Here is a 24,387-nt window from a genome sequence, read left to right as displayed (position 1 = left end):
CGTCGCGTCCTTTCCCCGGGCCGTCACAGAATGCGCAGAGTGTCCCGGATGCGCGGCAGATGCTTCTCCGGTATGGGCGAGTGTCGGGTCAGGATGATCCGTACAGGGGCGGGCGATTGACCCGAATGAGTGCCCGCCCCGTACATCGGCCCCGTCAGTCGGCGCGCTTCTCGCTCCGCAGGCGGAACCAGTAGAAGCCGTGGCCCGCCAGGGTCAGCAGGTACGGCCACTCGCCGATCGGCGGGAAGCGCACGTCACCCGTGAGCTCCACCGGGACCCGCCCGTTGAACGACCGCAGATCGAGCTCGGTGGGCTGCGCGAAGCGCGAGAAGTTGTGCACGCACAGCACCAGGTCGTCCCCGTACTCGCGCAGGAACGCGAGCACCGCCGGGTTCGACGACGGCAGTTCGGTGTACGAGCCGAGTCCGAAGGCCGGGTTCGCCTTGCGGATCTCGATCAGCCGCCGGGTCCAGTGCAGCAGTGAGGAGGGCGACGCCATGGCCGCCTCGACATTGGTGACCTGGTACCCGTGGACCGGGTCCATGATGACCGGCAGGTTCAGCCTGCCCGGATCGCACGAGGAGAAACCGGCGTTGCGGTCCGGGGTCCACTGCATCGGGGTGCGGACCCCGTCGCGGTCGCCCAGCCAGATGTTGTCGCCCATGCCGATCTCGTCGCCGTAGTAGAGCACCGGCGAGCCGGGCAGCGACAGCAGCAGGGCCGTGAACAGCTCCATCTGGTTGCGGTCGTTGTCCAGGAGCGGGGCGAGCCGGCGCCGGATGCCGATGTTGGCCCGCATCCGCGGGTCCTTGGCGTACTCGGCGTACATGTAGTCGCGCTCTTCGTCCGTGACCATTTCGAGGGTGAGCTCGTCGTGGTTGCGCAGGAAGATGCCCCACTGGCAGCGGTCCGGGATCGCCGGGGTCTTGGCCAGGATTTCGGAGACGGGGTAGCGGGACTCTCTTCGGACCGCCATGAAGATGCGCGGCATGACGGGGAAGTGGAACGCCATGTGGCATTCGTCCCCGCCCTTCGCGTAGTCGCCGAAGTAGTCGACGACGTCCTCGGGCCACTGGTTGGCCTCGGCGAGCAGCACCGTGTCCGGGTAGTGCGCGTCGATCTCCGCCCGGACCCGCTTGAGGAGCCGGTGGGTCCTCGGCAGGTTCTCGCAGTTGGTGCCCTCCTCGGCGTACAGGTAGGGCACGGCGTCGAGGCGGAAGCCGTCGATGCCCAGGTCCAGCCAGAAGCGCAGGGCGGAGACGATCTCCTCCACCACCGCCGGGTTCTCGTAGTTGAGGTCCGGCTGGTGCGAGAAGAAGCGGTGCCAGTAGTACTGCTTGCGTACGGGGTCGTACGTCCAGTTCGAGGTCTCGGTGTCGACGAAGATGATGCGGGCGTCCTGGTACTGCTTGTCGTTGTCGGCCCACATGTAGTAGTCGCCGTACGGTCCGTCCGGGTCCTTGCGCGACTGCTGGAACCACTCGTGCTGGTCGCTCGTGTGGTTCATGACGAAGTCGATGATCACCCGCATGCCGCGGGTGTGGGCCGCGTCGACGAACTCCACGAAGTCGGCGAGGTCGCCGAACTCGGGCAGCACGGACGTGTAGTCGGAGACGTCGTAGCCCCCGTCGCGCAGGGGCGAGGCGAAGAACGGCGGCAGCCACAGGCAGTCGACGCCGAGCCACTGGAGGTAGTCCAGCTTCGCGGTGAGCCCCTTGAGGTCACCCACGCCGTCGCCGTTGCTGTCGTGGAAGGAGCGGACGAGCACCTCGTAGAAGACCGCCCGCTTGAACCAGTCGGGATCGCGGTCCTTGGCGGGGGTGTCCTCGAAGGTGTCGTGGACGGGATCGTTGATCATCATGTGGTGGGTGACCCTCCGGTGGGCGGGGACGGTCGCAGGGCGGCCAGTACGTGCGCGGGCGTGCGGCCCGGTTCCAGGCGCACGTAGTTCGCCCTGCCCCAGTGGTAGGTCTCGCCGGTGAGCTCGTCGCGCACCGCGAGGGACCCGTGCCAGTCGAGGCCGAGTACCGGCATGTCCAACGAGACCGTCGCCTCCTGGGTGTGGTGCGGATCGAGGTTGACGACCACCAGTACGGAATTGGCTCCGGCGTGCTTCGAAAAGGCGATCACCTGTTCGTTGTCGGTCGTGTGGAAGTGGATGTCGCGCAATTGCTGGAGGGCGGGGTTGCGTCGGCGCAGCCGGTTCAGGGTGGTGATCAGCGGGGCGATGGAGCGGCCCTCGCGGTCGGCGGCGGCCCAGTCGCGGGGCCGCAGCTCGTACTTCTCGGAGTTCCGGTACTCCTCGCTGCCCTCGCGCACCGGCTCGTTCTCGCAGAGCTCGTAGCCGGCGTAGACGCCCCAGGTGGGGGAGAGGGTGGCGGCGAGGACCGCCCGGACCTCGAAGGCCGGCCGGCCGCCCTTCTGCAGGTACTCGTGCAGGATGTCGGGCGTGTTCACGAAGAAGTTCGGCCGCATCACGGAGGCCGAACGGGTGCCGGACAGCTCCGTCAGGTACTCGGTCAGCTCCGCCTTGGTGTTGCGCCAGGTGAAGTACGTGTACGACTGCTGGAAGCCGATCGCGGCGAGCGCGCGCATCATGGCCGGCCGGGTGAAGGCCTCCGCCAGGAAGATCACGTCGGGGTCGGACTTGTTGATGTCCGCGATCACCTTCTGCCAGAAGACGACCGGCTTGGTGTGCGGATTGTCCACGCGGAAGATCCGGACGCCGTGCTCCATCCAGTGCCGCAGGATCCGGACCGTCTCCGCGACGATGCCTGCCATGTCGGCGTCGAAGTGGATCGGGTAGATGTCCTGGTACTTCTTCGGCGGGTTCTCGGCGTAGGCGATCGTCCCGTCCGCGCGGTGGCGGAACCACTCCGGGTGCTTCTCCACCCAGGGGTGGTCCGGGGAGCACTGGAGCGCGAAGTCGAGCGCGATCTCCATCCGCAGCTCGCGGGCGCGCGCGACGAAGGCGTCGAAGTCCTCGATGGTGCCGAGCTCGGGGTGGACGGCGTCGTGCCCGCCCTCCGTGGAGCCGATCGCCCACGGCACGCCCGGGTCCCAACTTCCTGCCGAGAGAGTGTTGTTGGGGCCCTTTCGGTAGGTGGACCCGATGGGGTGGACGGGGGGCAGGTAGACCACGTCGAAGCCCATGGCGGCGATGGCCGGCAGCCGCTCGGCGGCCGTCCGGAAGGTGCCGCTGACCGGAGCCCCGCCCGGCTCGACCACCGCGCCCTCCGAGCGCGGGAACATCTCGTACCAGGAACCGAAGAGGGCCCGCTTGCGTTCGACCTGGAGGGGCAGCGCCTTGGCCGCGGTGACCAGCTCCCGGTAGGGGCGCTTGGCGAGCGCCGCGTCGACCGCCGGGGCGAGCGCGGCCGCGTACCGCCGTTCCACCGGCCGGTCCTCGTCGCGCATCGCGTCGGCCGCCGCCAGTACGGCCTCGCGACCGTCGCGCTTGGGGATCTTGGCCGCGGCGCGGGTGTACAGCTCCGCGCCTTCGAGCAGGGTCAGCCCGGTGTCGAGGCCCGCCGGGATCTTGATGGCGGCGTGTGCGCGCCAGGTGGCGACCGGATCGCTCCACGCCTCGACGGTGTAGGTCCACCTCCCCTCGATCTCGGCGGACACCCGGGCCCCCCACCGGTCGGTGCCGGGGGCGAGCTCGTTCAGGGGGACGGGCGGGCGCAGCCGCCCGCTGGGATCGCGCAGGACGACGTGCGCGGCAACGGCGTCGTGGCCCTCGCGGAACACGGTGGCGGAGATTTCGAAGACCTCGTCCACGACCGCCTTGGCGGGTCTGGCGCCGCAGTCGACGGCAGGGCGGACGTCCAGCACGGGAATGCGACCGATCATGATGGGATCACCTGGGGGCAGTTCGCAGGGCTCGGTGACAACAGGCCAGCCGCGATGGCGGCTGGTAGTGCACGCTCTGTTCGCTCTGTTTCTAGCCGCTCGGAAGACGGCTGGGCTGCGGGCATGGCCGCTCCTGTCCGCGTTCACTCGGGTGGCGGGGAAAGGTTGGGGGCGGGTGCGCCGTGCGTGTACCGCGCGTACCCGCAGAGCCCTGCCCCACTCACACCCCGCCCAATCCGTGCTGTTGGTTAACTACTCGTACGTAGTGGCACGCGGAACTCCAAGGGATGGATCGACATCCACCGAGGCTGCGTCAAGTCGGCCGGGAGCAGCCGTTGTACAGCGAGACATCCCCCGCACCATCCGCCACCAGGGCCCCACAGCCGGTGTTCGCACTGCCCTGCGGGATGGAGCTGCGGCCCTGGCGGGAGGCGGACGCCCCGGTCCTCGTGGAGGCCTACGGGGACCCCGGCATCCGGCACTGGAACAGGCCCGAGCCGGAATCCCCGGAGTCGGCCGTCGCCCGCGTCCGGCGCTGGGGCCTGCGCTGGGAGGCGGGGGAGGCCGCGGTGTGGGCGCTGGCCGACCCGGGCCCGGCGCCGGCCGTCGGGCTCGTCGGCCTCGGCGACATCGATGTGAGCGGCGCCAGCGCGGAGTTCCTGTACTGGCTGCTGCCCCGCGGGCGCGGGCGCGGCGCGACGGTGCAGGGCGTACGGGCCGTCTCCCGGTGGGCCTTCGACGGCCTCGGCCTGCACCGGCTGCGGATCTGCCACTCCGTGGCCAACCCGGCCTCCTGCGCCGTTGCCGTCCGGGCGGGCTTCCCCCTGGAGGGCACGATGCGCGGCGCCCTCCACCACGCGGACGGCTGGCACGACGAGCACCTGCACGCCCGGCTGGCGACGGATCCGGAGACGGAGACGGTGTAGCCGGTGGCCGACCCCGACCCCGACCCCGACCCCGACCCCGGCGCCGCACCGCCGCCGCTGTTCCCGTACGTCGGCCCGCCGGGCCCGGCCGCCCTCGCCCGGCCCGGGGTCCGCGGGCGCGCCGTGCGCGGCCCGCGGGACCTGGACCCCCTCCCCGGCGACCCGGGCGAGCCCTGCACCTACGTGGTCGACCGGGAGGGGGTCCTGCGGATCGCCCCCCGGCGCAGCGAGCACGTCGTCTGCGCGGGCGGCGAACCGGTGCGGGCGGCCGGGGAGATGGGCTTCCGGCGGACCGCCACCGGGTCGTGGACGGTGGACTCGGTGAGCAACCTGTCCACCGGCTACTGCCCCGACCTGACGGCCTGGCGGGCCGTCGCGGCCGCCCTGGACCGGGCCGGGACCGACCGCCCGGAGGGGTTCACCCACGCGGTGGTCTTCCGCCGGTGCGAGAGCTGCCGGGAGTGCAACGTCGTCCGGGAGGACTGGTACGTGTGCGCCCTGTGCGACGCAGAGCTGCCACCCGAATGGAACGTCGGCCACGGGAGCTGACGCCGGCGGTCCGGCGCGCCCCGCGCACGCGGGACAATGCCCGGCATGGGCCTGACGGAGCAGCTCGGACATCCCGACCCCCGGCAACGGGAGGCCGCCGCACGCCGGGTGGCGCGGCGGGTGTGGGAGCCGGAGGCGGAGGAGGCGATCGGCGCCGCGCTCGTGCTGGCCGTCGGCGCGGAGACGGAACCCGGCGCGCTCGCGGCGCAGCTCGACGCGCTGCCCGCCGTCGAAGCGGGACTCACCGACGACGGCCTGCACCGGCTCGGCCTGGTCCGCTCCGAAGCCCCCGTGCTCGCCCGGCTCCTCGCGCGGGCCGGCCGGCTCCAGATCTCCGCGCCCGTGCGGCCGAGCGGCGCCGCCACCCTGGCCGTCGTGCGCTGCCTGCGCGGCGCCCCGCGCACCGGGCTGCGGCTGCGCACCCCGGACGGGGCGTGGACGGTGCTGGAGCGCATCGAGCTCTACGGCCGGGCCGTCGACCGCCTCGACTCAGGGTGCACCGGGCGGGTGCTGCTCTCCGGCCCCGGGGCCCGCGGCCTGGGGGAGTGGGAGCGCCTCGACGCCGACCCCCGCCCGCGGGAGTGCGTACGCGGGCTGCGCGCACCCGACCCCCGCGTCCGCGCCCTCGCCGCCGCCGGGGCGGCCGGGGCGGCGGGACCGGGAGGAGCCGCGGCAACCGGCTGGGCGGGCGAGGCCGCCGCGGACCCGGAGACGGGCGGCATGCTCTGCGCCGCCCTGGCCCGCGCCGCCGCCAACGAGCCCGACCCGGCCGCCCTGGAGTCCGAGCTCGCGGCCCTGCTGAGCCTGTCTCCCTTCCTCGGCCCCCCGGCCCTCGCGCTCCTGCACACCCTGGACCCCGCCACCCTCCCCGCCCGGCACCGCACTTGCCTGGACGCACTGCTGGGTCCGCACCGCACGGACTGAGGCGGGATGGCCCGCGGCCGGAGCCGACGCTAGCCTTCCGGGGGCGTTGCGCGGGTGCACAGCGTGGTGCGGCCGCTCCTATCCGTCATCCCCTGCGAAGGTGGTACACGTGAAGGCCATCCGTCGATTCACCGTGCGCCCCGTCCTCCCGGAACCCCTGATGCCGCTCGCCGAACTCGCGCGCAACCTGCGCTGGTCGTGGCATACGGAAACCCGCGAACTCTTTCAATCCGTCGATCCCGAGGGCTGGCAGGCCGCCGGCGGTGACCCCGTCCGGCTGCTCGGGTCCGTGCCCGCCGCCCGGCTGGAGGAACTCGCCGCCGACCGGCGGTTCCTGCGGCGGCTCGCCGTCGCCGTGGCCGACCTCGACGACTACGTCCACGGCGGGAGGTGGTACCAGAGCCAGGACAACACCGCCGAGCTCCCCGCCGCCATCGCCTACTTCTCCCCCGAGTTCGGGATCACCGCCGCGCTGCCGCAGTACTCGGGCGGCCTCGGGATCCTGGCCGGCGACCACCTCAAGGCCGCCAGCGACCTCGGCGTCCCCGTCATCGGTGTCGGGCTGCTCTACCGGCACGGCTACTTCCGCCAGTCCCTCTCGCGCGACGGCTGGCAGCAGGAGCACTACCCCGTCCTCGACCCCCACGAGCTGCCCCTGACCCTGTTGCGCCACGAGGACACGACTCCCGCCCGGGTGTCGCTCACCCTGCCGGGCGGGCGGTCGTTGCACGCGCACATCTGGCAGGCCCGCGTCGGGCGGGTGCCGCTGCTGCTGCTCGACTCCGACGTCGAGGACAACGACGCCGCCGCCCGCGAGGTGACCGACCGGCTCTACGGCGGCGGCAGCGACCACCGCCTGCTCCAGGAGATGCTCCTCGGCATCGGCGGCGTCCGCGCCGTGCGCGCCTACTGCGGGATCACCGGGCACGCCGCCCCGGAGGTCTTCCACACCAACGAGGGCCACGCCGGCTTCCTGGGCCTGGAGCGCATAAGGGAACTGGAAGGGGAGCAGGGGCTCGGCTTCGACGCCGCCGTCGAGGCGGTGCGCGCCGGGACCGTGTTCACCACGCACACCCCCGTCCCCGCGGGCATCGACCGCTTCGAGCGGTCCCTGCTCGCCCGGCACTTCGGCGAGGGCGGCGAGCTGCCCTCCGTACCGGTCGACCGGATCCTGGAGCTCGGGGCCGAGACCTTCCCCGGCGGTGACCCCGGGGTGTTCAACATGGCCGTCATGGGGCTGCGCCTGGCCCAGCGCGCCAACGGGGTCTCCACCCTCCACGGGGCGGTCAGCCGCGGCATGTTCGCCGGGCTCTGGCCGGGCTTCGACGCGGCCGACGTGCCCATCGCGTCCGTCACGAACGGGGTGCACGCCCCGACCTGGGTGGCCCCCGAGGTGATGCGGCTCGGCGCCCGCCAGATCGGGTCCGGGCGCACCGAGGACGCCCTCGCGGTCGGCGGTTCGCCGCGCTGGGACGCGGTCGCGCAGATCGCGGACCAGGACGTGTGGGACGTACGCCGGGCCCTGCGCGAGCAGCTGGTGCAGGAGGTGCGGGACCGGCTGCGGGCCTCGTGGAAGCAGCGCGGGGCCGCCGACGCCGAACTGGGCTGGGTGGACTCCGTCCTCGACCCGGACGTGCTCACCATCGGGTTCGCCCGCCGGGTGCCCTCGTACAAGCGGCTCACACTGATGCTCCGCGATCCCGAGCGGCTGCGCCGGCTGCTCCTGGACCCCGACCGGCCCGTGCAGATCGTCGTCGCGGGCAAGGCGCACCCGGCCGACGACGGCGGGAAGCGGCTGGTGCAGGAGCTGGTGCGCTTCTCCGACGACCCGCGGGTGCGCCACCGGATCGTGTTCCTGCCCGACTACGGCATGGCCATGGCCCAGAAGCTCTACCCGGGCTGCGACGTCTGGCTGAACAACCCGCTGCGGCCGCTGGAGGCCTGCGGCACCAGCGGGATGAAGGCGGCCCTCAACGGGTGCCTCAACCTCTCCGTCCTCGACGGCTGGTGGGACGAGTGGTTCGAGCCCGACTTCGGCTGGGCGATCCCCACCGCCGACGGGCTCGGCACCGACGAGGACCGGCGCGACGACCTGGAGGCGGGCGCCCTCTACGAGTTGATCGAGAGCCGCGTCGCACCCCGCTTCTACGACCGGACCGGGCGGACCGGGCTGCCCGTGCGGTGGATCGAGATGGTCCGCCGCACCCTGGTGTCCCTGGGGCCGAAGGTCCTCGCGGGGCGGATGGTGCGGGAGTACGTGGAGCGGCTCTACGCCCCGGCCGCCCTCTCCCACCGGGCCCTGGACCCCGCCGCCGCGCGGGACCTCGCCTGGTGGAAGGGGCGCGTACGGGCGGCCTGGCCGCGGGTGGCGGTCGAGCACGTGGAGGCCGTCGCCGCGGCGCCCGTCGGGGGCACCGCCGAGCTGGGCGCCACCCTCACCCTGCGGGTCCGGGTGGCGCTGGACTCGCTGGCACCCGATGACGTGGAGGTGCAGGCCGTCGCGGGCCGGGTCGACGCGCAGGACGTGATCCGGGACGCGCGGACCTTCCCGCTCAAGCCCGCCGCCGGCCCGGACCTGGAGGGCCGCTGGGTCTACGAGGGCCCGCTCGCCCTCGACCGCACGGGGCCCTTCGGCTACACCGTGCGGGTCCTGCCGAGCCACCCGCTGCTGGCGACGGCGGCCGAACTGGGACTGGTCGCCGCCCCGGTGGACGCCGAACCGGTGGGCAGCGTGGTGCTGCGCTGACGCGGCGCCGCGCCGGAGCGGCGCCGCGCTGACGCGGTGACGTCAGGGGGCGGGCGGCGGGTCCACCAGCCGCTGCCCGTCCTCCACCAGCATCCCGGCCCGCTTCACGCTGCGCAGGGTCGGGATCACCTCCACCTGGCCGACGCCGTCCACGGCGCCGATCCGCTCGGTCAGGTACGTGTAGAGCGCGTCGGTGTCCCGGCACACCACCACGGCCATCAGGGAGGCGGCCCCCGTCACGGCCGCCGCGAACGGCACCTCCCGGTGGCCCGCCAGCGCGGCTCCCACCTCCGCCAGCCGGGCCGGCGGGACGGTCAGCGCCAAGGTGGCCTCCGCCTCGTAGCCGAAGAGCGACGGGACGAACTCCACGTCGAAGAAGAGCGCTCCCAGATCGCGCAGCCGCTCCACCCGCCGCCGGGCGGTCGATTCCGACAGACCGGTGGCGCGGGCCAGGTCCGGATACCCGGCGCGGCCGTCCCGGCCCAGCAGCGAGAGCAGGGTCAGCTCCGTCTCGTCCAGGACGTACCGCTCTTGACCGGGCTCGACGGGGGGCCGTGCCAGCGCCGCGATCTGGTCGGGCCGCAGCACGTCCACGCCCGCCCACGCGTCGGGCCCGCCGAAGAACTTCCGCAGGATGGTGTGGGCGCTGATGCCGGTCACCCGGCGGGTGCGCGGCAGCTTCTCCAGCAGCAGGGCGTCCCGGTCCTTGCGGGTCCGGGCCCGGGTCATGCAGTGGATCTCCGTACCGCCCGAGTTCAGGGTCACCCACGCGATGTCCGGACGGCGGGCGAGCGCCTCCGCCACCGGGAGCGCCGCGTCGGGGGCGCACTGCACCCGCAACCAGGACTCGAACAGGCCGATGCGGCTGCCCTGCGGCAGCCCCACGACCCGGACCAGGCCGTCGGTCCGCAGGCGCCGGTAGCGTCGTACGACCGTCTGGTCGGAGACCTCAAGCACCTCGGCGATCCGGCTGAAGGGGGCCCGGCCGTCGATCACGAGGGCCTGGACCAGGGACTGGTCGAGGGCATCCAGCTCCACATCGCTCACGGTTTCCATCATCGCAGGCGTTTCGATGAGGGAAATCCGGCAGGACGGGCCCACTGGGTGGGGGGCGGGCGCGGGGTGCTGAGACCTTGGGGCACCGGGATCCACACCTTTCCCGGGATCAGCGACCGAGGAGAACCCCATGCGCAAATGGCTCCCCCTGACGGCCGTGTGCCTCGGGGCCTTCATGCTGCTGGTCGACGTCACGATCGTGACCGTCGCCCTGCCGGACATGGCGGAGGACATGAACACCGGCTTCGCCGGACTCCAGTGGGTGATGGACGTCTACGCCCTCGCCCTGGCCGCCCTCCTGCTCGGCGCGGGCTCGCTCGCCGACCGGATCGGCCGCCGCCGCGTCTACCTCGGCGGTCTCGCCGTCTTCGCCGCCGCCTCCCTCGCCTGCGGGCTGGCGACCGGTCCGGGGGCCCTGATCGCCTTCCGCGCCGTCCAGGGACTGGGCGGCGCGGCGATGTTCGCCACCACCATGGCCCTGCTCAGCTCCGCCTATCAGGGCCGCGACCGCGGGATCGCCTTCGGCGTCTGGGGAGCGGTCAACGGCGCGGCCGCCGCGGCCGGGCCGATCGTCGGCGGGCTGCTGACCGAGCACTTCGGCTGGCGCTGGATCTTCTTCATCAACCTGCCCTTCTGCGCCCTGGCCGTCTACGTGACGCTCAAGGCGGTGGCCGAGTCCCGCAACCCGCGGGCCACGGGCCTGGACCTGCCGGGCATGGCCGCCTTCACGGCGGGCGCCGGGGCCCTGACCTACGCGCTGATCCGGGTCGGCGAGAACGGCTGGACCTCCGCCGCCACCCTCGGCCTGCTGGCGCTGGCCGCCCTCGCCTTCACCGCGTTCGTCCTCGTCGAACTGCGCAGCACCAAGCCGATGCTGGACCTCTCGCTCTTCCGCAGCCCGAGCTTCGTCGCCGTCATGACGGGCGGCCTGCTGCTGTCCGGCGCGGCCTTCTCGTACCTGATGTACGTCTCCCTGTGGCTCCAGTCCGCCGAGGGCATGGGGCCGGTCCAGGCGGGTCTGGTGCTGGTGCCGATGAGCCTGGCCGCCTTCGTCGTCTCGGCGCTCGCCGGGCGGCTGCTGCACGCGGCTCCGCCGCGGCTGACCATCGCCGGCGGACTGCTGCTGATCGGTGCGGGTGCGCTGCTCCAGGCCTGGATGACGGACGCCGGCGACGGCTGGACGGCGCTGGTGCCGGGGCTGGCGCTGACCGGCGTCGGCGTCGGGATGGCCACCCCGCAGCTGGCGGCCGTCGCGATGGCCTCGGTGGCGCCGGCCCGTGCCGGCATGGCGGGCGGCGCCCTGAACACCTCCCGGCAGCTGGGCAACGCCCTCGGGATCGCGGTGCTGGGCGCGGTGTTCCACGCCGGGCTGGCATCCGGGCTCGGCGACCGCCCGCGCGGGACGGCCGACGTACTGGCCTCCGGCGGGGCGGGGCGGCTGCTCGCCGAGGCCCCGGACGCGGCGCCGTGGGTGGAGGCCGCCTTCGCGAGCGGGCTGCGGGAGACGTTCCTGGCCTCGGGGGTGATGGGGCTGGCGGGCGCGCTGGCGGTGGCGCTGCTCATCCGCCGCCCGGCCGCCGACGCCCGGGTCCCGGCCCAGGCCTCCGCCGCGGCGGACGCCGCCCCGCAGCGGACCTCGGCCTGAGGAAGGCGGATGGCTCAGGGGCGTTCCGTGAGGGTGAACCTTCGAACGCACTGCGCATGCCGCGCCGGTTCCGCCCTCGGGTCCGCTCCTACGCTGCCCGCGGTGCCCACCCGACCCGGGCACCGCCGGAACCCGAGAAACGGAACGATCATGCGTCTTCGTACCACCGCGGCGGGGCTGCTCGCGTCCCTCGCACTCGTCCTCCCCACGGCCGGCCAGTCCCTGGCCCTCGGCCACGACCCCCACCACGACAGCCTCGGCACCTTCTTCTACCGCTTCACCGACGGGGACGGCGAATCCCGCACCGGCCAGATCCACCCCGGGGACAACGACACCTGCTACCAGCTCACCCACGCCCAGCGCCACCCGGCGTACGCCGCGAAGAACGAGACGGACTCCCTGGCGCTGGTCTACCGCAACGGCAACTGCGGCGGCGAGGCCGAGGAGACGTTGTTCCCGGGCGACCGGGCCAACAACCTCAACGCCAGGTCGGTCTACTTCAAGCCGGTCGACGGGCACCACGGCCACCACGACGGCGACGACTGGGGCGACGAGGACCGCAGCGCCGGCCCGCGCACCGTGCGGGACCGCGCGGGCGACCTCTTCGGCCGGGTCATCGGCCCGCGGGGCTGATCCCGCCCCGGCGCGACACGGCCCGGCATCCCCAAGGGGGGTGCCGGGCCGCATGGAACAGGGCCGCCCGGGGAGGTCTCTCTCCCGGGCGGCCCCGTGATCTAGCGGTTCAGCTCTGGTTCACCGGTGCCCCTCGTGGGGGTCAGAAGGTGAGCTTCCAGCTGTCGATCTTGCCGGTGTCGGCGGAGGCGAGGTCCGCGACACGGAGCTTCCAGACACCCTGGGCGACCTCGGAGGAGGCGTTCACGGTGAAGCTCTGGAGGATGTTGTCCGCGCTGCCGCCGGTGCGGTTGCGCAGGTTGTAGACGGTGCCGTCGGGGGCGACCAGGTCGACCCGCAGGTCACCGACGTAGGTGTGCTTGATGTCCACGTCCACCTTGAGGGTGCTCGGGGCGTTGCCCGTGCGGGTCACGGTGATCGGGGACTCGACCGTCGCGTTGTCGTCGATCGCGTAGTCGTTGGTGTTCTCGAAGACGTTCTGCTGGGAGGTGCCGACCGTCCAGGTGAAGGACGCCGTACCGGTCTTGGCCGCGGAGTCGGTCACGGTGACGGTCACGTTGGACGTGGCCGCCGTGGTGGCCGTGCCCGAGATCAGGCCGGTGGAGGAGTTGATCGACAGGCCGGCCGGCAGGCCGGTCGCCGCGTAGCTCAGCGCACCCGGGTTGGTGCTGGTGGCCTGGACCTGCAGGCTCACGGCGGTGTTGATCTGGGTGGTCTGGTTGGCGATCGGGGTGACCGAGACGCCGGAGACGATGCGCGCACCGACGTTGATGCCGGCCCAGGCGTTGGCCACGTTGTTGTACGTGGTCGAGCCCTGGCCGTACAGGTCGGCGGCGGCCTGGAGGGTCGCCGTACGGGCGGCCGCGTAGTTGGTGTTGGACTTGAAGTAGCCCACCGTCAGCGCGCGGAACCAGATCTTCGCGGCGGCGTCGCGGCCGATCGCGGTGACCGGGAGGCCGTCCGAGGTCGGCGAGTCGTAGCTGACCCCGTTGATGACCTTGGCGCCGGAGCCCTCGGACATCAGGTAGTAGACGTGGTTGGCCGGGCCCGAGGAGTAGTGGACGTCGATGGAGCCGATGCCCGAGTACCACGCGTCCTTGGAGCCGCCGTCCTTGCTCGGCTTGTCCATGTAGCGCAGCGGGGTGCCGTCGCCGTTGATGTCGATCTTCTCGCCGACGAGGTAGTCACCGACGTCGTTGGGGTTGTTCGCGGCGAACTCGACGTTCGCCGCCATGATGTCGGAGGTCGCCTCGTTCAGACCGCCGGGCTCACCGCTGTAGGTCATGTTGCCGGTGACCGAGGTGAGGCCGTGGGTCATCTCGTGCGCGGCCACGTCGATGGAGGTCAGCGGGTGGTTGTTGCCCGTGCCGTCGCCGTAGGTCATGCAGAAGCAGGAGTCGTCCCAGAACGCGTTGACGTACGCGTTGCCGTAGTGGACCCGGCTGTACGGGGCCACGCCGTCGTTGCGCAGACCGTTGCGGCCGTGCACGTTCTTGTAGTAGTCCCACGTCAGCTGCGCACCGTACGCGGCGTCGGCGCCGGCGGTCTGACGGTTGGAGGGAAGGCCGTTGCCCCAGGTGTCGGACGTGCTCGTGAAGAGCGTGCCGGTGCCGGAGCTGCCCCCGTTGAGGTCGTACGTCTTGTGGCCGCCGCGGCCCGCGTCGGTCAGCGTGTAGCTGCTGCCGGACTGCGAGGTGCCCAGGGTGACCTGGCCGCTGTACTCGGTGTTGCCGATGCCCTTTTCGATGGCCTGCCACTCGGTGATCTTCGCGCCGGTCTTGGCGTTGGTGATCACGTGCAGCTTGCTCGGGGTGACGCCGTCGCTCTGGAAGCCGCCGACGACGGTCTCGTAGGCGAGGACCGGGGCGCCTTCGGCGGCCCAGATCACCTTGCGGGCACCCTGCTCGGCCTTGGCGTCCTTGCCGCCGGCGGCCGACAGCGCGGCGAAGGCGGTGCCCTCGGCGGCCGACGGGGTCACGGTGGCGGAGGTGTCCGCGACCTTGATCTCGTGGTTGGTGGCCTTGGTGACGCTCTTGGTGACACCACCCTTGGCGTGGACCGTCAGGTCACCGCCGAGGACGGGCAGGCCGTTGTAGGTCCGCTCGTAGGTGGTGTGCGTGGTGCCGTCCGCGTCCTTGACCACATCGCGGACGACGAGCTTCTCGCCGCTGCCGAGACCGAGGGCCTTGGCGGCCTGCACGGTGGTCGAGTTGGCGTCTGCCAGGAGCGTCGCACGCTCCGAAGCGCTGAGTACGAGATTGGTCGCGCCCGGATTGGGCTGGGCGACCTTGGCGGCCTGCGACGCGGTGGCGTCGGCGGTGGCGGTACCGGCCTGTATACCTACGGCGAGCAGGGCTGCCGCGGCTACGAACGCTCCGGCCGCAGTGGCACGCCTCTGGGGGGTGGAACTCAACGCAGACTCCTTCTGCAAGGGGGGTTCCGGATGGCTGGGTGGGCCTCCGGGCAGATCAGGGCTGATGCGATGAACGGATCGAAGAGTGCCATCAGTTGGCCGTGATGTCAGGGCCGCGTCAAAAGGTTGGCCGGAAACAGTCCGTTGTCCGAAGAGACGTATCCGGTATCCGAACCATTCACCTTCGTGTGGGAAGAAGGGCTCCGGGATCCGGAATAGTTGATACCGGTATTTAACGCTTGGGCAACGAGAGGCCTCGTTCACCCGAACGGCATTAAACGTACGGGTGTTTGTCGTACTGTTTCCCGGTGCGACAGACGCCCGTTGCCAGGGGAAGCCGCGGGCAGGCACCACCGACATAGACCACGTGCCAGGGGGGCCCATGAGGCATGTCCGTTTTCCTGCGCAAAGAGCGGCCGGAGCGGCCGCGGATGTGGAGGGGACGACAACCGCCCCTGCGCGGCGCCTCGGTGACAAGGCCCGCTGGTACCTGCCGGCCGCGGTGACGGCCGACTTCGTCGGGGCCGCGATGCCCGTCGGCCTGGTCTTCGACGCTGCCCAGCAGGCCAGGCCGGTCTCCTGCGCGCTCGCCGCCGCCCTCGCGTGGACCGGCGTGCAGGGCCTGCGACGACGTTACTCCTCCCGGGCGCTCGGAGAATCCCGCGGAGTGCTGCCCGTCGTGCACGACTGGCTGATTCTGATCGGAATCCTGGCCGTCGCCCGGGTGATGACGGGGGAGAGCACCCCCCGACTGGCCGCCCTCGGGGCGCTGTTGCCCGCCCTGCTCGTCACCGTCGCCTGCCACAAGCTCACCTACCGGCACCTGTCGGCCGCCCGCCGCGAGGCCCAGGCCGTCAGCCGGGTCCTGGTCATCGGCGAGCCCGAGGCCGCCGAGCACGTCATCGCGCACCTCGCCGCGCGCACCGACCACCCGTACGTCGTCGTCGGCGTGGTCGCCGTCGGCGACGGCTCCCTGACCAGCGGCGTCCCGGTCGCGGCCCGGTTGGACCGCGGGATGCCCGAGGCCCCGAACGGCGACTGGGCCCCGGTGCTGGGCGCCGTCCGCAGTCACCACGCCGACCTGGTGCTGGTGGCGCCGGGCGCCCGGATCTCGGGGGAGCGGCTGCGCCGGGTGGCCTGGGTCCTGCACGACGAGGGCCTCGAACTCGCCGTGTTCCCCGGGCTGGTGGAGATATCCGTGAAGCGGCTGGAAACCCGGTCCGCGGGCGGACTCGCCGTGCTGAGGGTCGCGCCGCCCGTGCGCCGCGGGGTGCAGACCCTGCTCAAGTCGGTGCTGGACCGTCTCGGCGCCGGTGTCGGACTGCTCCTGCTGTCGCCGCTGTTCCTGGCCGTCGTGCTGGCCGTCCGGTTCGGCTCGCGCGGCCCGGCCTTCTACAGCCAGCGCCGGATCGGCCGCGACGGGGAACCCTTCGTCATGTGGAAGTTCCGCACGATGGTGGTGGACGCCGACCGGCTGAAGGCCGAGCTGGCGGGTACCAACGAGAACGACGGCCTGATGTTCAAGATGCGCCGCGACCCCCGGGTGACCCGGGTGGGCCGCCTGCTGCGCCGCACCTCGCTGGACGAACTCCCCCAGCTGGTCAACGTGCTGACCGGCAGCATGTCCCTGGTCGGCCCGCGCCCGCCGCTGCCGGAGGAGGTGGCGGAGTACGACGAGGTCGAGCTGCGCCGGCTCACCGTACGGCCCGGGATGACCGGCCTGTGGCAGATCAGCGGGCGGTCGGACCTCTCCTGGGACGAAACGATTCAGCTTGATCTCCAGTACGTCGACAACTGGTCGTTCACCAGCGACGTCGACGTGATGGGCCGTACGCTCCGCGCCGTCGTCGACGGCCGCGGAGCGTACTGAGGGCCGTGGTGGAGTCAGCCCTTGTGGCCCTGGTCGAGCCACCAGCGGTAGGTGGCGGCGATGCCGTCCCGCAGCGGGATGCCCGGCTTCCAGCCCAGCGCGGTCAGGCGCGAGACGTCGAGCAGCTTGCGCGGGGTCCCGTCCGGCTTGGACGTGTCCCAGGCGAGCCGGCCCTCGAAGCCGGTCACCTCGGCGACCGTCTCGGCCAGCGCCCTGATGGTCAGGTCGTCGCCGCAGCCGATGTTGACGGGCTCGTCCCCGTCGTAGCGCTCCAGCAGCACCGCGCACGCGGCCGCCAGGTCGTCGACGTGGAGGAACTCCCGGCGCGGGGTGCCGCTGCCCCACAGCGTGACCTCGTCGCGGCCCTCGGCGGCGGCCTCGTGGAAGCGGCGGATGAGGGCGGGCAGGACGTGCGAGGACTCCAGGTCGAAGTTGTCGCCCGGACCGTAGAGGTTCGTGGGCATGGCCGAGATGTACGAGGCCCCGTACTGCTTGCGGTAGGACTGGACCTGCACGATGCCGGCGATCTTCGCGAGGGCGTACGCCTCGTTGGTGGGCTCCAGCGGGCCCGTCAGCAGGGCGTCCTCGTGGATCGGCTGCGGGGCGAGCTTCGGGTAGATGCAGGAGGACCCGAGGAAGAGCAGGCGGTTCACCCCGGCGGCGTGCGAGCCGGCGATGACGCTGAGCTGGATCCGGAGGTTGTCCTCCAGGAACTGCACCGGGTACGTGCTGTTGGCCATGATCCCGCCGACCTTGGCGGCGGCCAGCACGACCGCGTCCGGGCGCGCGTCGCGCAGGTAGGCCTCCGTGGCGGCGGCGTCGCGCAGGTCGAGGTCGGCCCGGCCGCGGGTGAGTACCTCGTGGCCGTCGGCGGTGAGCCGGCGGGCCACCGCGGACCCCACGAGGCCACGGTGTCCGGCGACGAAGACGCGGGCGTGCGGGGGCAGGAGCGGCGAACTTGTCATACCGCCGATGATGCCAGCCCGCTGCCGCGGCGTTCCCCGGACCCGCTCCCGGGGCCGGTTCCCGTCCACGTGCGGGCTCCTGACGGTTCGCCGGCCCGGCGGCATCGGCGCCCCGGAGGCGAAGGGGCCCCGACAGGGCAGTACGGTACGCATCCAGCCTCGGCCGAGGGCGGGTTCCCGCACCTCACACCCGGCCTGCCAGGCCAGACACAGCCTGAACACGAACGACAGCAACGACAACCTGGGGGACCCCATGGGCAAGACCGCACTGATCACCGGCGTCACCGGACAGGACGGCTCGTACCTCGCCGAGCTCCTGCTCTCCAAGGGCTACACGGTGCACGGGCTCGTGCGGCGGTCCTCCAGCTTCAACACCGAGCGGATCGACCACGTCTACCAGGACCCGCAGACCGCGAACCGGTCCTTCGTCCTGCACCACGCCGACCTCTCCGACGGCGTGGCCCTGGTGAACCTGCTCCGTGACATACGCCCCGACGAGGTCTACAACCTGGGTGCCCAGTCCCATGTCCGGGTCTCCTTCGACGCCCCCCTCTACACGGGCGACGTGACCGGCCTCGGCGCGCTGCGGCTGCTGGAGGCCATCCGGGCCAGTGGTGTGGACACCCGGATCTACCAGGCCTCGTCCTCCGAGATGTACGGCGCGACCCCGCCCCCGCAGAACGAGGGCACCCCCTTCCATCCGCGCAGCCCGTACGGCGCCGCGAAGGTGTTCGCGTACTGGACCACGGTCAACTACCGCGAGGCGTACGACATGTTCGCGGTCAACGGGATCCTCTTCAACCACGAGTCCCCGCGCCGCGGCGAGACGTTCGTGACCCGCAAGATCACCCGGGCGGTGGCCCGCATCAAGGCCGGCCTCCAGGACCACCTCTACCTCGGCAACCTCGACGCCGTCCGCGACTGGGGCTACGCCCCCGAGTACGTCGACGCGATGTGGCGGATGCTCCAGCAGGACGAGCCGACCGACTACGTGGTGGCCACCGGAGTCGCGGCGACCGTCCGCGAGTTCGTCGAATCCTCCTTCACGCACGCGGGCCTCGACTGGAACGAACACGTGCGCTACGACCCCAAGTACGAGCGCCCGAGCGAGGTCGACGCGCTCATCGGCGACGCCTCCAAGGCGCAGGAGCTCCTTGGCTGGAAGCCGTCGGTCCTGGTGCCGGAACTGGCGCGGATCATGGTGGACGCCGACATCCGTCAGGTCGAGGACCAACTGGCGGGCGCGAGCGTCCGTATCGACCGCTGAGGCCCTGCGCTTCGCCTACGATTTGCCGTGTCCCGGTCATCACCGCGACCTTCCGCGGTCTTGGCCGGGACAAACCTGCCGTATGTCTGAAGTGTGTCCTCCGCGTTGAACCCTGTTGGTTCCAATTTGGTATGCAAGGGGTCAACTGAGGTGACCAGGGCGACGCGTGAGCCCTAGTCTGCGCCAATACATATGGCTGTTCGGATAGTTCCAGCCATCAAGCCGGGCGATTGCCCTGGGGGGCTCATGCGTAGATCCAGAGGGCTGACTGCTGCCCTCGCCCTGTCACTGGCCGGCGCCGGTACCGGAATAGGCCTGGTGTTGATGCCCGAGGCGTCCGCCATCACGCCGCCCGTGGCGTTCACCGCCGACGAACTGCCCACGTGGCAGCCGAACGGCGTCGTCTTCGCCATGGAGCAGGCGAACGGCACCGTCTTCGCCGGCGGCACCTTCTCGGCGGTCCGCCCGCCCGACGCCGCGGCCGGCACGGAGCAGGAAGCCGTGAACTTCGTGGCGCTCGACGCCGCCACCGGCAACCCCACCTCCTGCAAGCTGGCCTTCACCGTCGGCGACGGCACCGCGACCGTGCGGGCGCTGGCCGTCTCGAAGGACAAGAAGACCCTGTACGCGGGCGGCTACTTCGGCGCCGTCAACGGAACCCCGGTCTCCAGCCTCGCGGCGATCGACATCGAGACCTGCGCCCCCAAGGCCTCGTTCCACCCGAGCGTCCCCGCCACCGTCCGGGCGCTCGCCGTCACCGACGACACCCTCTACATCGGCGGCGACTTCGGCACTGTCGAGGGGCAGACCCGCGAGCGGTTCGCCGCGGTCGAGGCGGGCTCCGGCGCGCTCAAGCCCTTCACCGCCAACGCGGACGAGCCGGGCCGGGCGATCCAGGTCAGCAACGACGGCAAGAACGTCCTGCTCGGCGGCGACTTCTTCTCGGTCAACGGCTCCAACACGCACGCGCTGGCGGTGGTCGACGCCACGACCGGCGCGGTCGCCAAGACCTACTCCACCATCCCCTCCAACTCGGTGGTCAAGCACATCGCGGCCGACGCGACGGGCTACTACACCGGCAACGAGGGCTCGGGCGGCGGCGTCTTCGACGGCCGCATCGGCCTCGACACCAACTTCAACGAGAAGTGGCGCGACCGCTGCATGGGCGCCACCCAGTACGTGCTGCCGTACGACGGGGTGCTCTACAGCTCCTCGCACGCGCACGACTGCTCGCTGGAGGGCCAGTTCCCCGACGGCAAGCGCAACTTCCTGCTGGCCCAGCAGACCGACTACAAGGGTGCCGCCCCCGCGCCCGTGGACGGTTTCGTGCAGAGCCCGCCGAAGCTCGGATGGCACCCCACCGCGAACGACGGCATCGGCGAGGGCATCGGCCCGCGCGTCATGTCGATCGCGGAGAAGGACGACGTCAAGTACATGTGGGTCGGCGGTGAGTTCACCCTCATCAACGGCCGTGCGCAGCAGGGCCTGACCCGCTTCGCCTCCACCGGTGACGTCGGTGCCCCGACCACCCCGATCGCCAGTGCCGGCAGCGTCAAGCCCGGTGAGGTCCAGGTCCGCTGGCGCACCAGCTACGACCAGGACGACAGCAAGCTGACGTACCGGATCTACCGCAACGGCTCGGGCACCCCGATCGCCACGGTCTCGGCCGATTCCCTGGAGTGGGAGCGCCCGCAGGCCTCCTGGACCGACACCACCGTCAAGGCCGGCCAGGCCTACAGCTACCGGGTGACCGCCACCGACGGCGCGGGCAACACCAGCGCCCTGTCGGCGAACGTCTCCGTGACCGTCCCGGCCTCGGTCCAGGCCTACCCGGACAAGGTCCGCGCGGACGGCGCCAACCTCTACTGGCGCTACGACGACACCGTCAGCCCGTACGTGGCCGACTCCTCGGTCTCCGGCAACACCAGCGGCATCCAGGTCGGTGCCCCGGCCCTGGGCCAGAGCCCCGGCGCCCTCACCGGCACCAGCACGGCGATGGGCTTCAACGGCACCAGCCAGCAGGTGTACAGCGACCACCGCCAGACGGTCGGTGCCGCGTACTCCATCGAGACCTGGTTCAAGACCGGCACCACGCGCGGCGGCAAGCTGATCGGCTTCGGCAACAACACGGTCAACAGCAGCGGCTCGCACGACAAGCAGATCTACATGACCAACACCGGTCGTCTGGTCTTCGGCGTCTACAACGGCTCCGCCCGCACCATCTCCACCGGGCTGTTCGAGACGTACAACGACAACAAGTGGCACCACGTCGTCGGTACGCAGGGCCCCGGCGGCATGACGCTGTACGTCGACGGTCAGAACAAGGGCACGAACAGTGCCACCAACTCCACCTCGTACGCCGGCTTCTGGCACGTGGGCGGCGACAACCTCAGCAGCTGGCCGAACCGTCCGATCAGCAATTTCTTCGCCGGCAGCATCGACGAGACGGCCGTCTACCCGTCTGCGCTGACCCAGGCCCAGGTCAAGTCCCACTTCGACCTGGCCAAGGCCGCCGTCGACACGGTCTCCAAGGTCGTCGCGACCGAGGACACCTACATCAACCAGGGCGCCCCGAGCACCGCCTACGGCACCTCCACCCAGCTCGCGGTGCGCGGTACCTCGGCGTACGAGTCGTACCTGCGCTTCACCCTCCCGGCGGCTCCGTCCGGGCAGGTCCTCAAGAGCGCCTCCCTCCAGTTCAAGACCTCCACGCAGGCCGGGGCCGGCACCGCCGACACCGTCTCCGTGGTCCCGGTCACCGGTACCTGGAGCGGCACGGGCACGACGTTCGCCACCAAGCCCACCCTCGGCACCACCCCGCTCGGTTCCATCTCGGGCGTGCCGGACGGTTCGGCCGTGCAGAACGTCGAGCTGGACACCACCGCCGTCTCCGCCGTGCTGGGCAGCAGCTACAGCCTCGGCCTGACGAGCACGGGCACCGACGCGATGTGGCTGTGGTCCGCGGAGTCGACGGCCGCGGACGCCGCTCCGCAGCTGATCCTCACCTTCGGCCCGAAGTAACCGCCTGACGGCGTACGGGGCCCGGCCGGCACACGGCGGGCCCCGTACGCCTTTCCGACCCCGTAGGGGAGCCACCTGATGTACCGACGCTCCGCCGCGGCCGCCGTCCTCCTGGCCGCCGCCCTGACGCTGACCGCCTGCAGTTCCGACGGCGACGGCAAGGCCTCCGCCGACGCGGCGGGCAAGCCGAAGCCGCCGGCCTCCAGTCCGGTCCCGGACCCGGCGGACGCCTCCACGGCGCCCACGACGGCCGCGTCGCCCGACGCGAAGCCGACGGGGCCGGTCCTGCCGGACGCGAAGCTGACCCCGAAGACGGGCACCTTCAAGGAGAACGAGAAGCAGTACCTCAGCGGACGCGTTCCGGAGAAGATGGATCCGGCGGCCGTCCTGCAGACCGGTCAGGAGACCTGCCAGCGGGTGGAGCGCACCGCGAAGCGGGACAAGGACGCGGCGGCCGCGGCCATCATCTCCGGGGACGTCACCGGGGCGAAGGACGCCATCAACCTCCTGTGCCCGGAGCAGAAGCCGGTGCTGGCGGTGGCGGAGAAGGGCTTCGGGGACTCCCCCCGGACCACCCCGGCCCCCGGTACCTACCGGGCGCTGACCCAGAGCACCACCTGCACCTGGGAGGCGAAGGGCGAGGACGGCGCGGTCCTGGCCTCGGGCCCCGAAACCCCGCCCAAGGCCGGTGACAGGATCACGGCCACCGTCCCGTCCGGCACCTCCGAGTTCCGCTCGACGGGCTGCTACGCCTGGGTGCCCGCGTAACACCCCGCCCCGTGGGCCCGTACGCGAGAACGCCGCCGCCGCACCGGACCACGGTGCGGCGGCGGCGTTCCCGCGCTCAGCGGGTGATGCCCCCGTAGATCCCCAGGAGGGTGTCGAGGACCGAGTCCATCGAGAAGGAGGAGGCGGCCAGTTCGCGGGCCGCCTTCGAGGCCGCCCCGTTCGCGGCCGGGTCCAGCAGGTCGAGGACCGCCCCGGCGACGCCCTCCGGGCCCGGTTCCACCGCCCGGCCCGCGCCCGCCGCCGCGATGTCGCGGGCCAGGCCGTTGGAGTGGGTCACCACCGGGGGCACTCCGACCGCGAGGGCCTCCAGCACCGACATCGGGAACGGCTCGTCCACCGAAGGCAGTACGTAGACGTGGGCCCGGCGCAGCTCGGCGAGCACCTCGGCGCCGGACAGGGCCCCGGGCACCGTGAACCGGTCCGACAGGCCGAGGGAGGTGATCCGGGCCCGGACCGCCGCCAGCTCCCCCTCGTCCGGGCCCGCCACCACGAAGTGGGCGTCCGGGTGGGAGGCGAGCACCGCGGGCGCCGCGTCCACGAAGTCGACGGGCCGTTTGCGGGCCTGGAGCCGGGCGGAGTACAGCACGCGCGGCGGGCCCGACGGTGCCGGCCGCTCCTCCTGCGCCGGCGTGCCGTTGACCAGGCGTACGGTGCGCAGCGACGGCGCCCCCACCACCGCCTCCAGCCCCGCCCGCTCGTGCGGGGTCAGGTACAGCACGGCGTCGGCGCCGCGCAGCAGGCGGCGTACCGCCACCGCGTCGAGCACCTTGGCCAGCGGCTTCGCGCTCGGGTCCACCATCCCGTGGGTCTGCAGCACCAGCGGCTTGCCGGCCCGCAGCGCGGCGAGCGCCACGGGCAGGGTCACCAGGTCCCGGGCGAGGTGGACGTGGACCAGGTCGGCCTCCCGCACCAGCCGGCCCGCCGACGCCAGCAGGGCCGGCGAGGTCATCCCGCTGAAGCCGAGCGGCAGGATCCGCCGGGCGGGGAACAGTTTGGCGGGCACCCCCTCCACGGAGTCCGGCCACGGGTCGAAGCCCTCGCCCAGCGCCAGCAGCCGGGCCTCGTGGCCGCGCGCCCGCAGCCCCTTGGCCAGGTTCAGCGCCACCCGTACCGGCCCGCCGAAGGCGTGCGAGGGGGAGTGCAGGGTGACGGCGTGCAGGACCTTCGGGGCGGTACTCACTCGGGCTCCTCCACCGGGCGGCGACGCCCGTCCTGGGTCTGCAGGGTCAGCTCCGGCAGGTCCTTGTGGACCACCGATCCGGCGCCCGCCACCGCGCACCGCCCGACGGTCACGCCCGCCAGCACGGTCGCCCGTACGGCCACCCACGCGCCGTCCTCGACCACGATCGGGGCGTTGCGGTATCGGAAGTCGGCGGCGCGGTGGTCGTGGGAGCCGGTGCACAGCATCGACTCCTGCGAGAGGCACACGTTCGCGCCTATGGTCACCGGCTCCAGGTTCAACAGCCAGGTGCCCTCGCCGATCCAGGTGTGGTCCCCGACGGTCAGCTTCCACGGCCACAGCACGCGCACCCGGTGGCGGATCAGCACCCCCTCGCCGATCCGGGCCCCGAACGCCCGCAGCAGCGCGACCCGCAGCCGGGCGGGGCAGAACCACGCCATGAACAGCGTGTTCATCACCGCGAACCACAGGGCCTGGGTCAGCAGACCGCGCCCCTTGTCATAGCCGGCCAGCGTGAAGGCAGGAAGATCACGCAACAGTCGCCCCTAGTC

At 72.0% G+C, this 24,387-nt stretch carries 17 protein-coding genes; 10 read left to right on the top strand and 7 right to left on the bottom strand.

Annotation, left to right across the window (positions count from 1 at the left end; translation table 11 throughout):
• Positions 1 to 154: 154 nt before the first annotated feature.
• Both treS and ACEPPI_RS01540 read right to left on the bottom strand, forming a co-directional pair.
• A complete protein-coding gene (gene treS, locus ACEPPI_RS01545) occupies positions 155 to 1,861 on the bottom strand; it encodes a maltose alpha-D-glucosyltransferase (RefSeq protein ID WP_356209727.1) in 1,707 nt (568 codons plus the stop codon).
• Positions 1,858 to 3,852, bottom strand: coding sequence for a maltotransferase domain-containing protein (locus ACEPPI_RS01540; protein ID WP_373913432.1), 1,995 nt, complete (start codon positions 3,850 to 3,852; stop codon positions 1,858 to 1,860). Before ACEPPI_RS01540 ends, treS begins: the two co-directional genes overlap by 4 nt.
• A gap of 386 nt (positions 3,853 to 4,238) precedes the next feature.
• Between ACEPPI_RS01540 and ACEPPI_RS01535 the strand changes: the two genes are divergently transcribed.
• The 4 genes from ACEPPI_RS01535 to glgP all read left to right on the top strand — a co-directional run bounded on the left by ACEPPI_RS01535 (position 4,239) and on the right by glgP (position 8,997).
• Positions 4,239 to 4,778: a GNAT family N-acetyltransferase gene (locus tag ACEPPI_RS01535; protein ID WP_373913431.1), complete on the top strand. Its 540-nt coding sequence runs from the start codon at positions 4,239 to 4,241 to the stop codon at positions 4,776 to 4,778.
• Positions 4,779 to 4,781: 3 nt separating this feature from the next.
• Positions 4,782 to 5,327: a hypothetical protein gene (locus ACEPPI_RS01530; protein WP_373913430.1), complete on the top strand. Its 546-nt coding sequence runs from the start codon at positions 4,782 to 4,784 to the stop codon at positions 5,325 to 5,327.
• Between the two features lie 45 nt (positions 5,328 to 5,372).
• Entirely contained in the window at positions 5,373 to 6,251 is an 879-nt protein-coding gene (locus ACEPPI_RS01525) for a hypothetical protein (RefSeq protein ID WP_373913429.1), read from the top strand.
• Positions 6,252 to 6,360: 109 nt separating this feature from the next.
• A complete protein-coding gene (gene glgP, locus ACEPPI_RS01520) occupies positions 6,361 to 8,997 on the top strand; it encodes an alpha-glucan family phosphorylase (protein ID WP_373913428.1) in 2,637 nt (878 codons plus the stop codon).
• A gap of 42 nt (positions 8,998 to 9,039) precedes the next feature.
• Here glgP and ACEPPI_RS01515 read toward each other — a convergent pair whose 3' ends face one another.
• Positions 9,040 to 10,053, bottom strand: coding sequence for an Lrp/AsnC family transcriptional regulator (locus tag ACEPPI_RS01515; RefSeq protein WP_373913464.1), 1,014 nt, complete (start codon positions 10,051 to 10,053; stop codon positions 9,040 to 9,042).
• 130 nt (positions 10,054 to 10,183) lie between these two features.
• Here ACEPPI_RS01515 and ACEPPI_RS01510 point away from each other — a divergent pair, with 130 nt between their 5' ends.
• Positions 10,184 to 11,698: an MFS transporter gene (locus tag ACEPPI_RS01510; RefSeq protein ID WP_373913427.1), complete on the top strand. Its 1,515-nt coding sequence runs from the start codon at positions 10,184 to 10,186 to the stop codon at positions 11,696 to 11,698.
• 150 nt (positions 11,699 to 11,848) lie between these two features.
• On the top strand, positions 11,849 to 12,331 hold the full coding sequence (locus ACEPPI_RS01505) for a hypothetical protein (RefSeq protein ID WP_373913426.1): 483 nt from the start codon (positions 11,849 to 11,851) through the stop codon (positions 12,329 to 12,331).
• Between the two features lie 142 nt (positions 12,332 to 12,473).
• Here the strand turns inward: ACEPPI_RS01505 and ACEPPI_RS01500 are convergent, their stop codons facing one another.
• The gene (locus tag ACEPPI_RS01500; protein WP_373913425.1) at positions 12,474 to 14,744 is read right to left on the bottom strand and encodes a M4 family metallopeptidase; all 2,271 of its coding nucleotides are present in this window, start codon (positions 14,742 to 14,744) and stop codon (positions 12,474 to 12,476) included.
• A gap of 382 nt (positions 14,745 to 15,126) precedes the next feature.
• Between ACEPPI_RS01500 and ACEPPI_RS01495 the strand changes: the two genes are divergently transcribed.
• Complete coding sequence (locus ACEPPI_RS01495; protein WP_373913424.1) at positions 15,127 to 16,614, top strand: sugar transferase; 1,488 nt, start codon at positions 15,127 to 15,129, stop codon at positions 16,612 to 16,614.
• A gap of 14 nt (positions 16,615 to 16,628) precedes the next feature.
• On the opposite strand, the gene ACEPPI_RS01490 is transcribed toward ACEPPI_RS01495, so the two are convergent.
• Complete coding sequence (locus ACEPPI_RS01490) at positions 16,629 to 17,579, bottom strand: GDP-L-fucose synthase family protein (RefSeq protein ID WP_373913423.1); 951 nt, start codon at positions 17,577 to 17,579, stop codon at positions 16,629 to 16,631.
• A 253-nt stretch (positions 17,580 to 17,832) separates the two neighbouring features.
• Here ACEPPI_RS01490 and gmd point away from each other — a divergent pair, with 253 nt between their 5' ends.
• From gmd to ACEPPI_RS01475, 3 genes are all read left to right on the top strand, one after another.
• Positions 17,833 to 18,846, top strand: coding sequence for a GDP-mannose 4,6-dehydratase (gene gmd / locus ACEPPI_RS01485; protein WP_030235965.1), 1,014 nt, complete (start codon positions 17,833 to 17,835; stop codon positions 18,844 to 18,846).
• A 246-nt stretch (positions 18,847 to 19,092) separates the two neighbouring features.
• Complete coding sequence (locus ACEPPI_RS01480; protein WP_373913422.1) at positions 19,093 to 21,867, top strand: LamG-like jellyroll fold domain-containing protein; 2,775 nt, start codon at positions 19,093 to 19,095, stop codon at positions 21,865 to 21,867.
• A gap of 78 nt (positions 21,868 to 21,945) precedes the next feature.
• Positions 21,946 to 22,635, top strand: a complete 690-nt coding sequence (locus ACEPPI_RS01475) for a hypothetical protein (protein WP_373913421.1) — start codon at positions 21,946 to 21,948, stop codon at positions 22,633 to 22,635.
• 76 nt (positions 22,636 to 22,711) lie between these two features.
• Here the strand turns inward: ACEPPI_RS01475 and ACEPPI_RS01470 are convergent, their stop codons facing one another.
• On the bottom strand, positions 22,712 to 23,836 hold the full coding sequence (locus ACEPPI_RS01470; protein ID WP_373913420.1) for a glycosyltransferase: 1,125 nt from the start codon (positions 23,834 to 23,836) through the stop codon (positions 22,712 to 22,714).
• Positions 23,833 to 24,372 (bottom strand): WcaF family extracellular polysaccharide biosynthesis acetyltransferase, encoded by a 540-nt coding sequence (locus ACEPPI_RS01465; RefSeq protein WP_373913419.1) that lies wholly within the window; start codon positions 24,370 to 24,372, stop codon positions 23,833 to 23,835. The genes ACEPPI_RS01470 and ACEPPI_RS01465 overlap by 4 nt, the downstream gene beginning before the upstream one ends.
• Positions 24,373 to 24,387 lie beyond the last annotated feature (15 nt).

The organism is Streptomyces sp. AB3(2024), assembly GCF_041862025.1.
GTDB lineage: Bacteria > Actinomycetota > Actinomycetes > Streptomycetales > Streptomycetaceae > Streptomyces.
The sequence above is the reverse complement of the archived record's forward strand: the minus strand, read 5'-3'. Positions and strand labels throughout refer to the sequence as shown.

What these genes read in the sequence shown, in the direction of transcription:
- treS (WP_356209727.1), bottom strand. Translation starts at nt 1,861, where the DNA reads ATGATGATCAACGATCCCGTCCACGACACCTTCGAGGACACCCCCGCC.
- ACEPPI_RS01540 (WP_373913432.1), bottom strand. Translation starts at nt 3,852, where the DNA reads ATGATCGGTCGCATTCCCGTGCTGGACGTCCGCCCTGCCGTCGACTGC.
- ACEPPI_RS01525 (WP_373913429.1), top strand. Translation starts at nt 5,373, where the DNA reads ATGGGCCTGACGGAGCAGCTCGGACATCCCGACCCCCGGCAACGGGAG.
- ACEPPI_RS01515 (WP_373913464.1), bottom strand. Translation starts at nt 10,053, where the DNA reads ATGGAAACCGTGAGCGATGTGGAGCTGGATGCCCTCGACCAGTCCCTG.
- ACEPPI_RS01510 (WP_373913427.1), top strand. Translation starts at nt 10,184, where the DNA reads ATGCGCAAATGGCTCCCCCTGACGGCCGTGTGCCTCGGGGCCTTCATG.
- ACEPPI_RS01505 (WP_373913426.1), top strand. Translation starts at nt 11,849, where the DNA reads ATGCGTCTTCGTACCACCGCGGCGGGGCTGCTCGCGTCCCTCGCACTC.
- ACEPPI_RS01495 (WP_373913424.1), top strand. Translation starts at nt 15,127, where the DNA reads ATGAGGCATGTCCGTTTTCCTGCGCAAAGAGCGGCCGGAGCGGCCGCG.
- ACEPPI_RS01490 (WP_373913423.1), bottom strand. Translation starts at nt 17,579, where the DNA reads ATGACAAGTTCGCCGCTCCTGCCCCCGCACGCCCGCGTCTTCGTCGCC.
- gmd (WP_030235965.1), top strand. Translation starts at nt 17,833, where the DNA reads ATGGGCAAGACCGCACTGATCACCGGCGTCACCGGACAGGACGGCTCG.
- ACEPPI_RS01480 (WP_373913422.1), top strand. Translation starts at nt 19,093, where the DNA reads ATGCGTAGATCCAGAGGGCTGACTGCTGCCCTCGCCCTGTCACTGGCC.
- ACEPPI_RS01475 (WP_373913421.1), top strand. Translation starts at nt 21,946, where the DNA reads ATGTACCGACGCTCCGCCGCGGCCGCCGTCCTCCTGGCCGCCGCCCTG.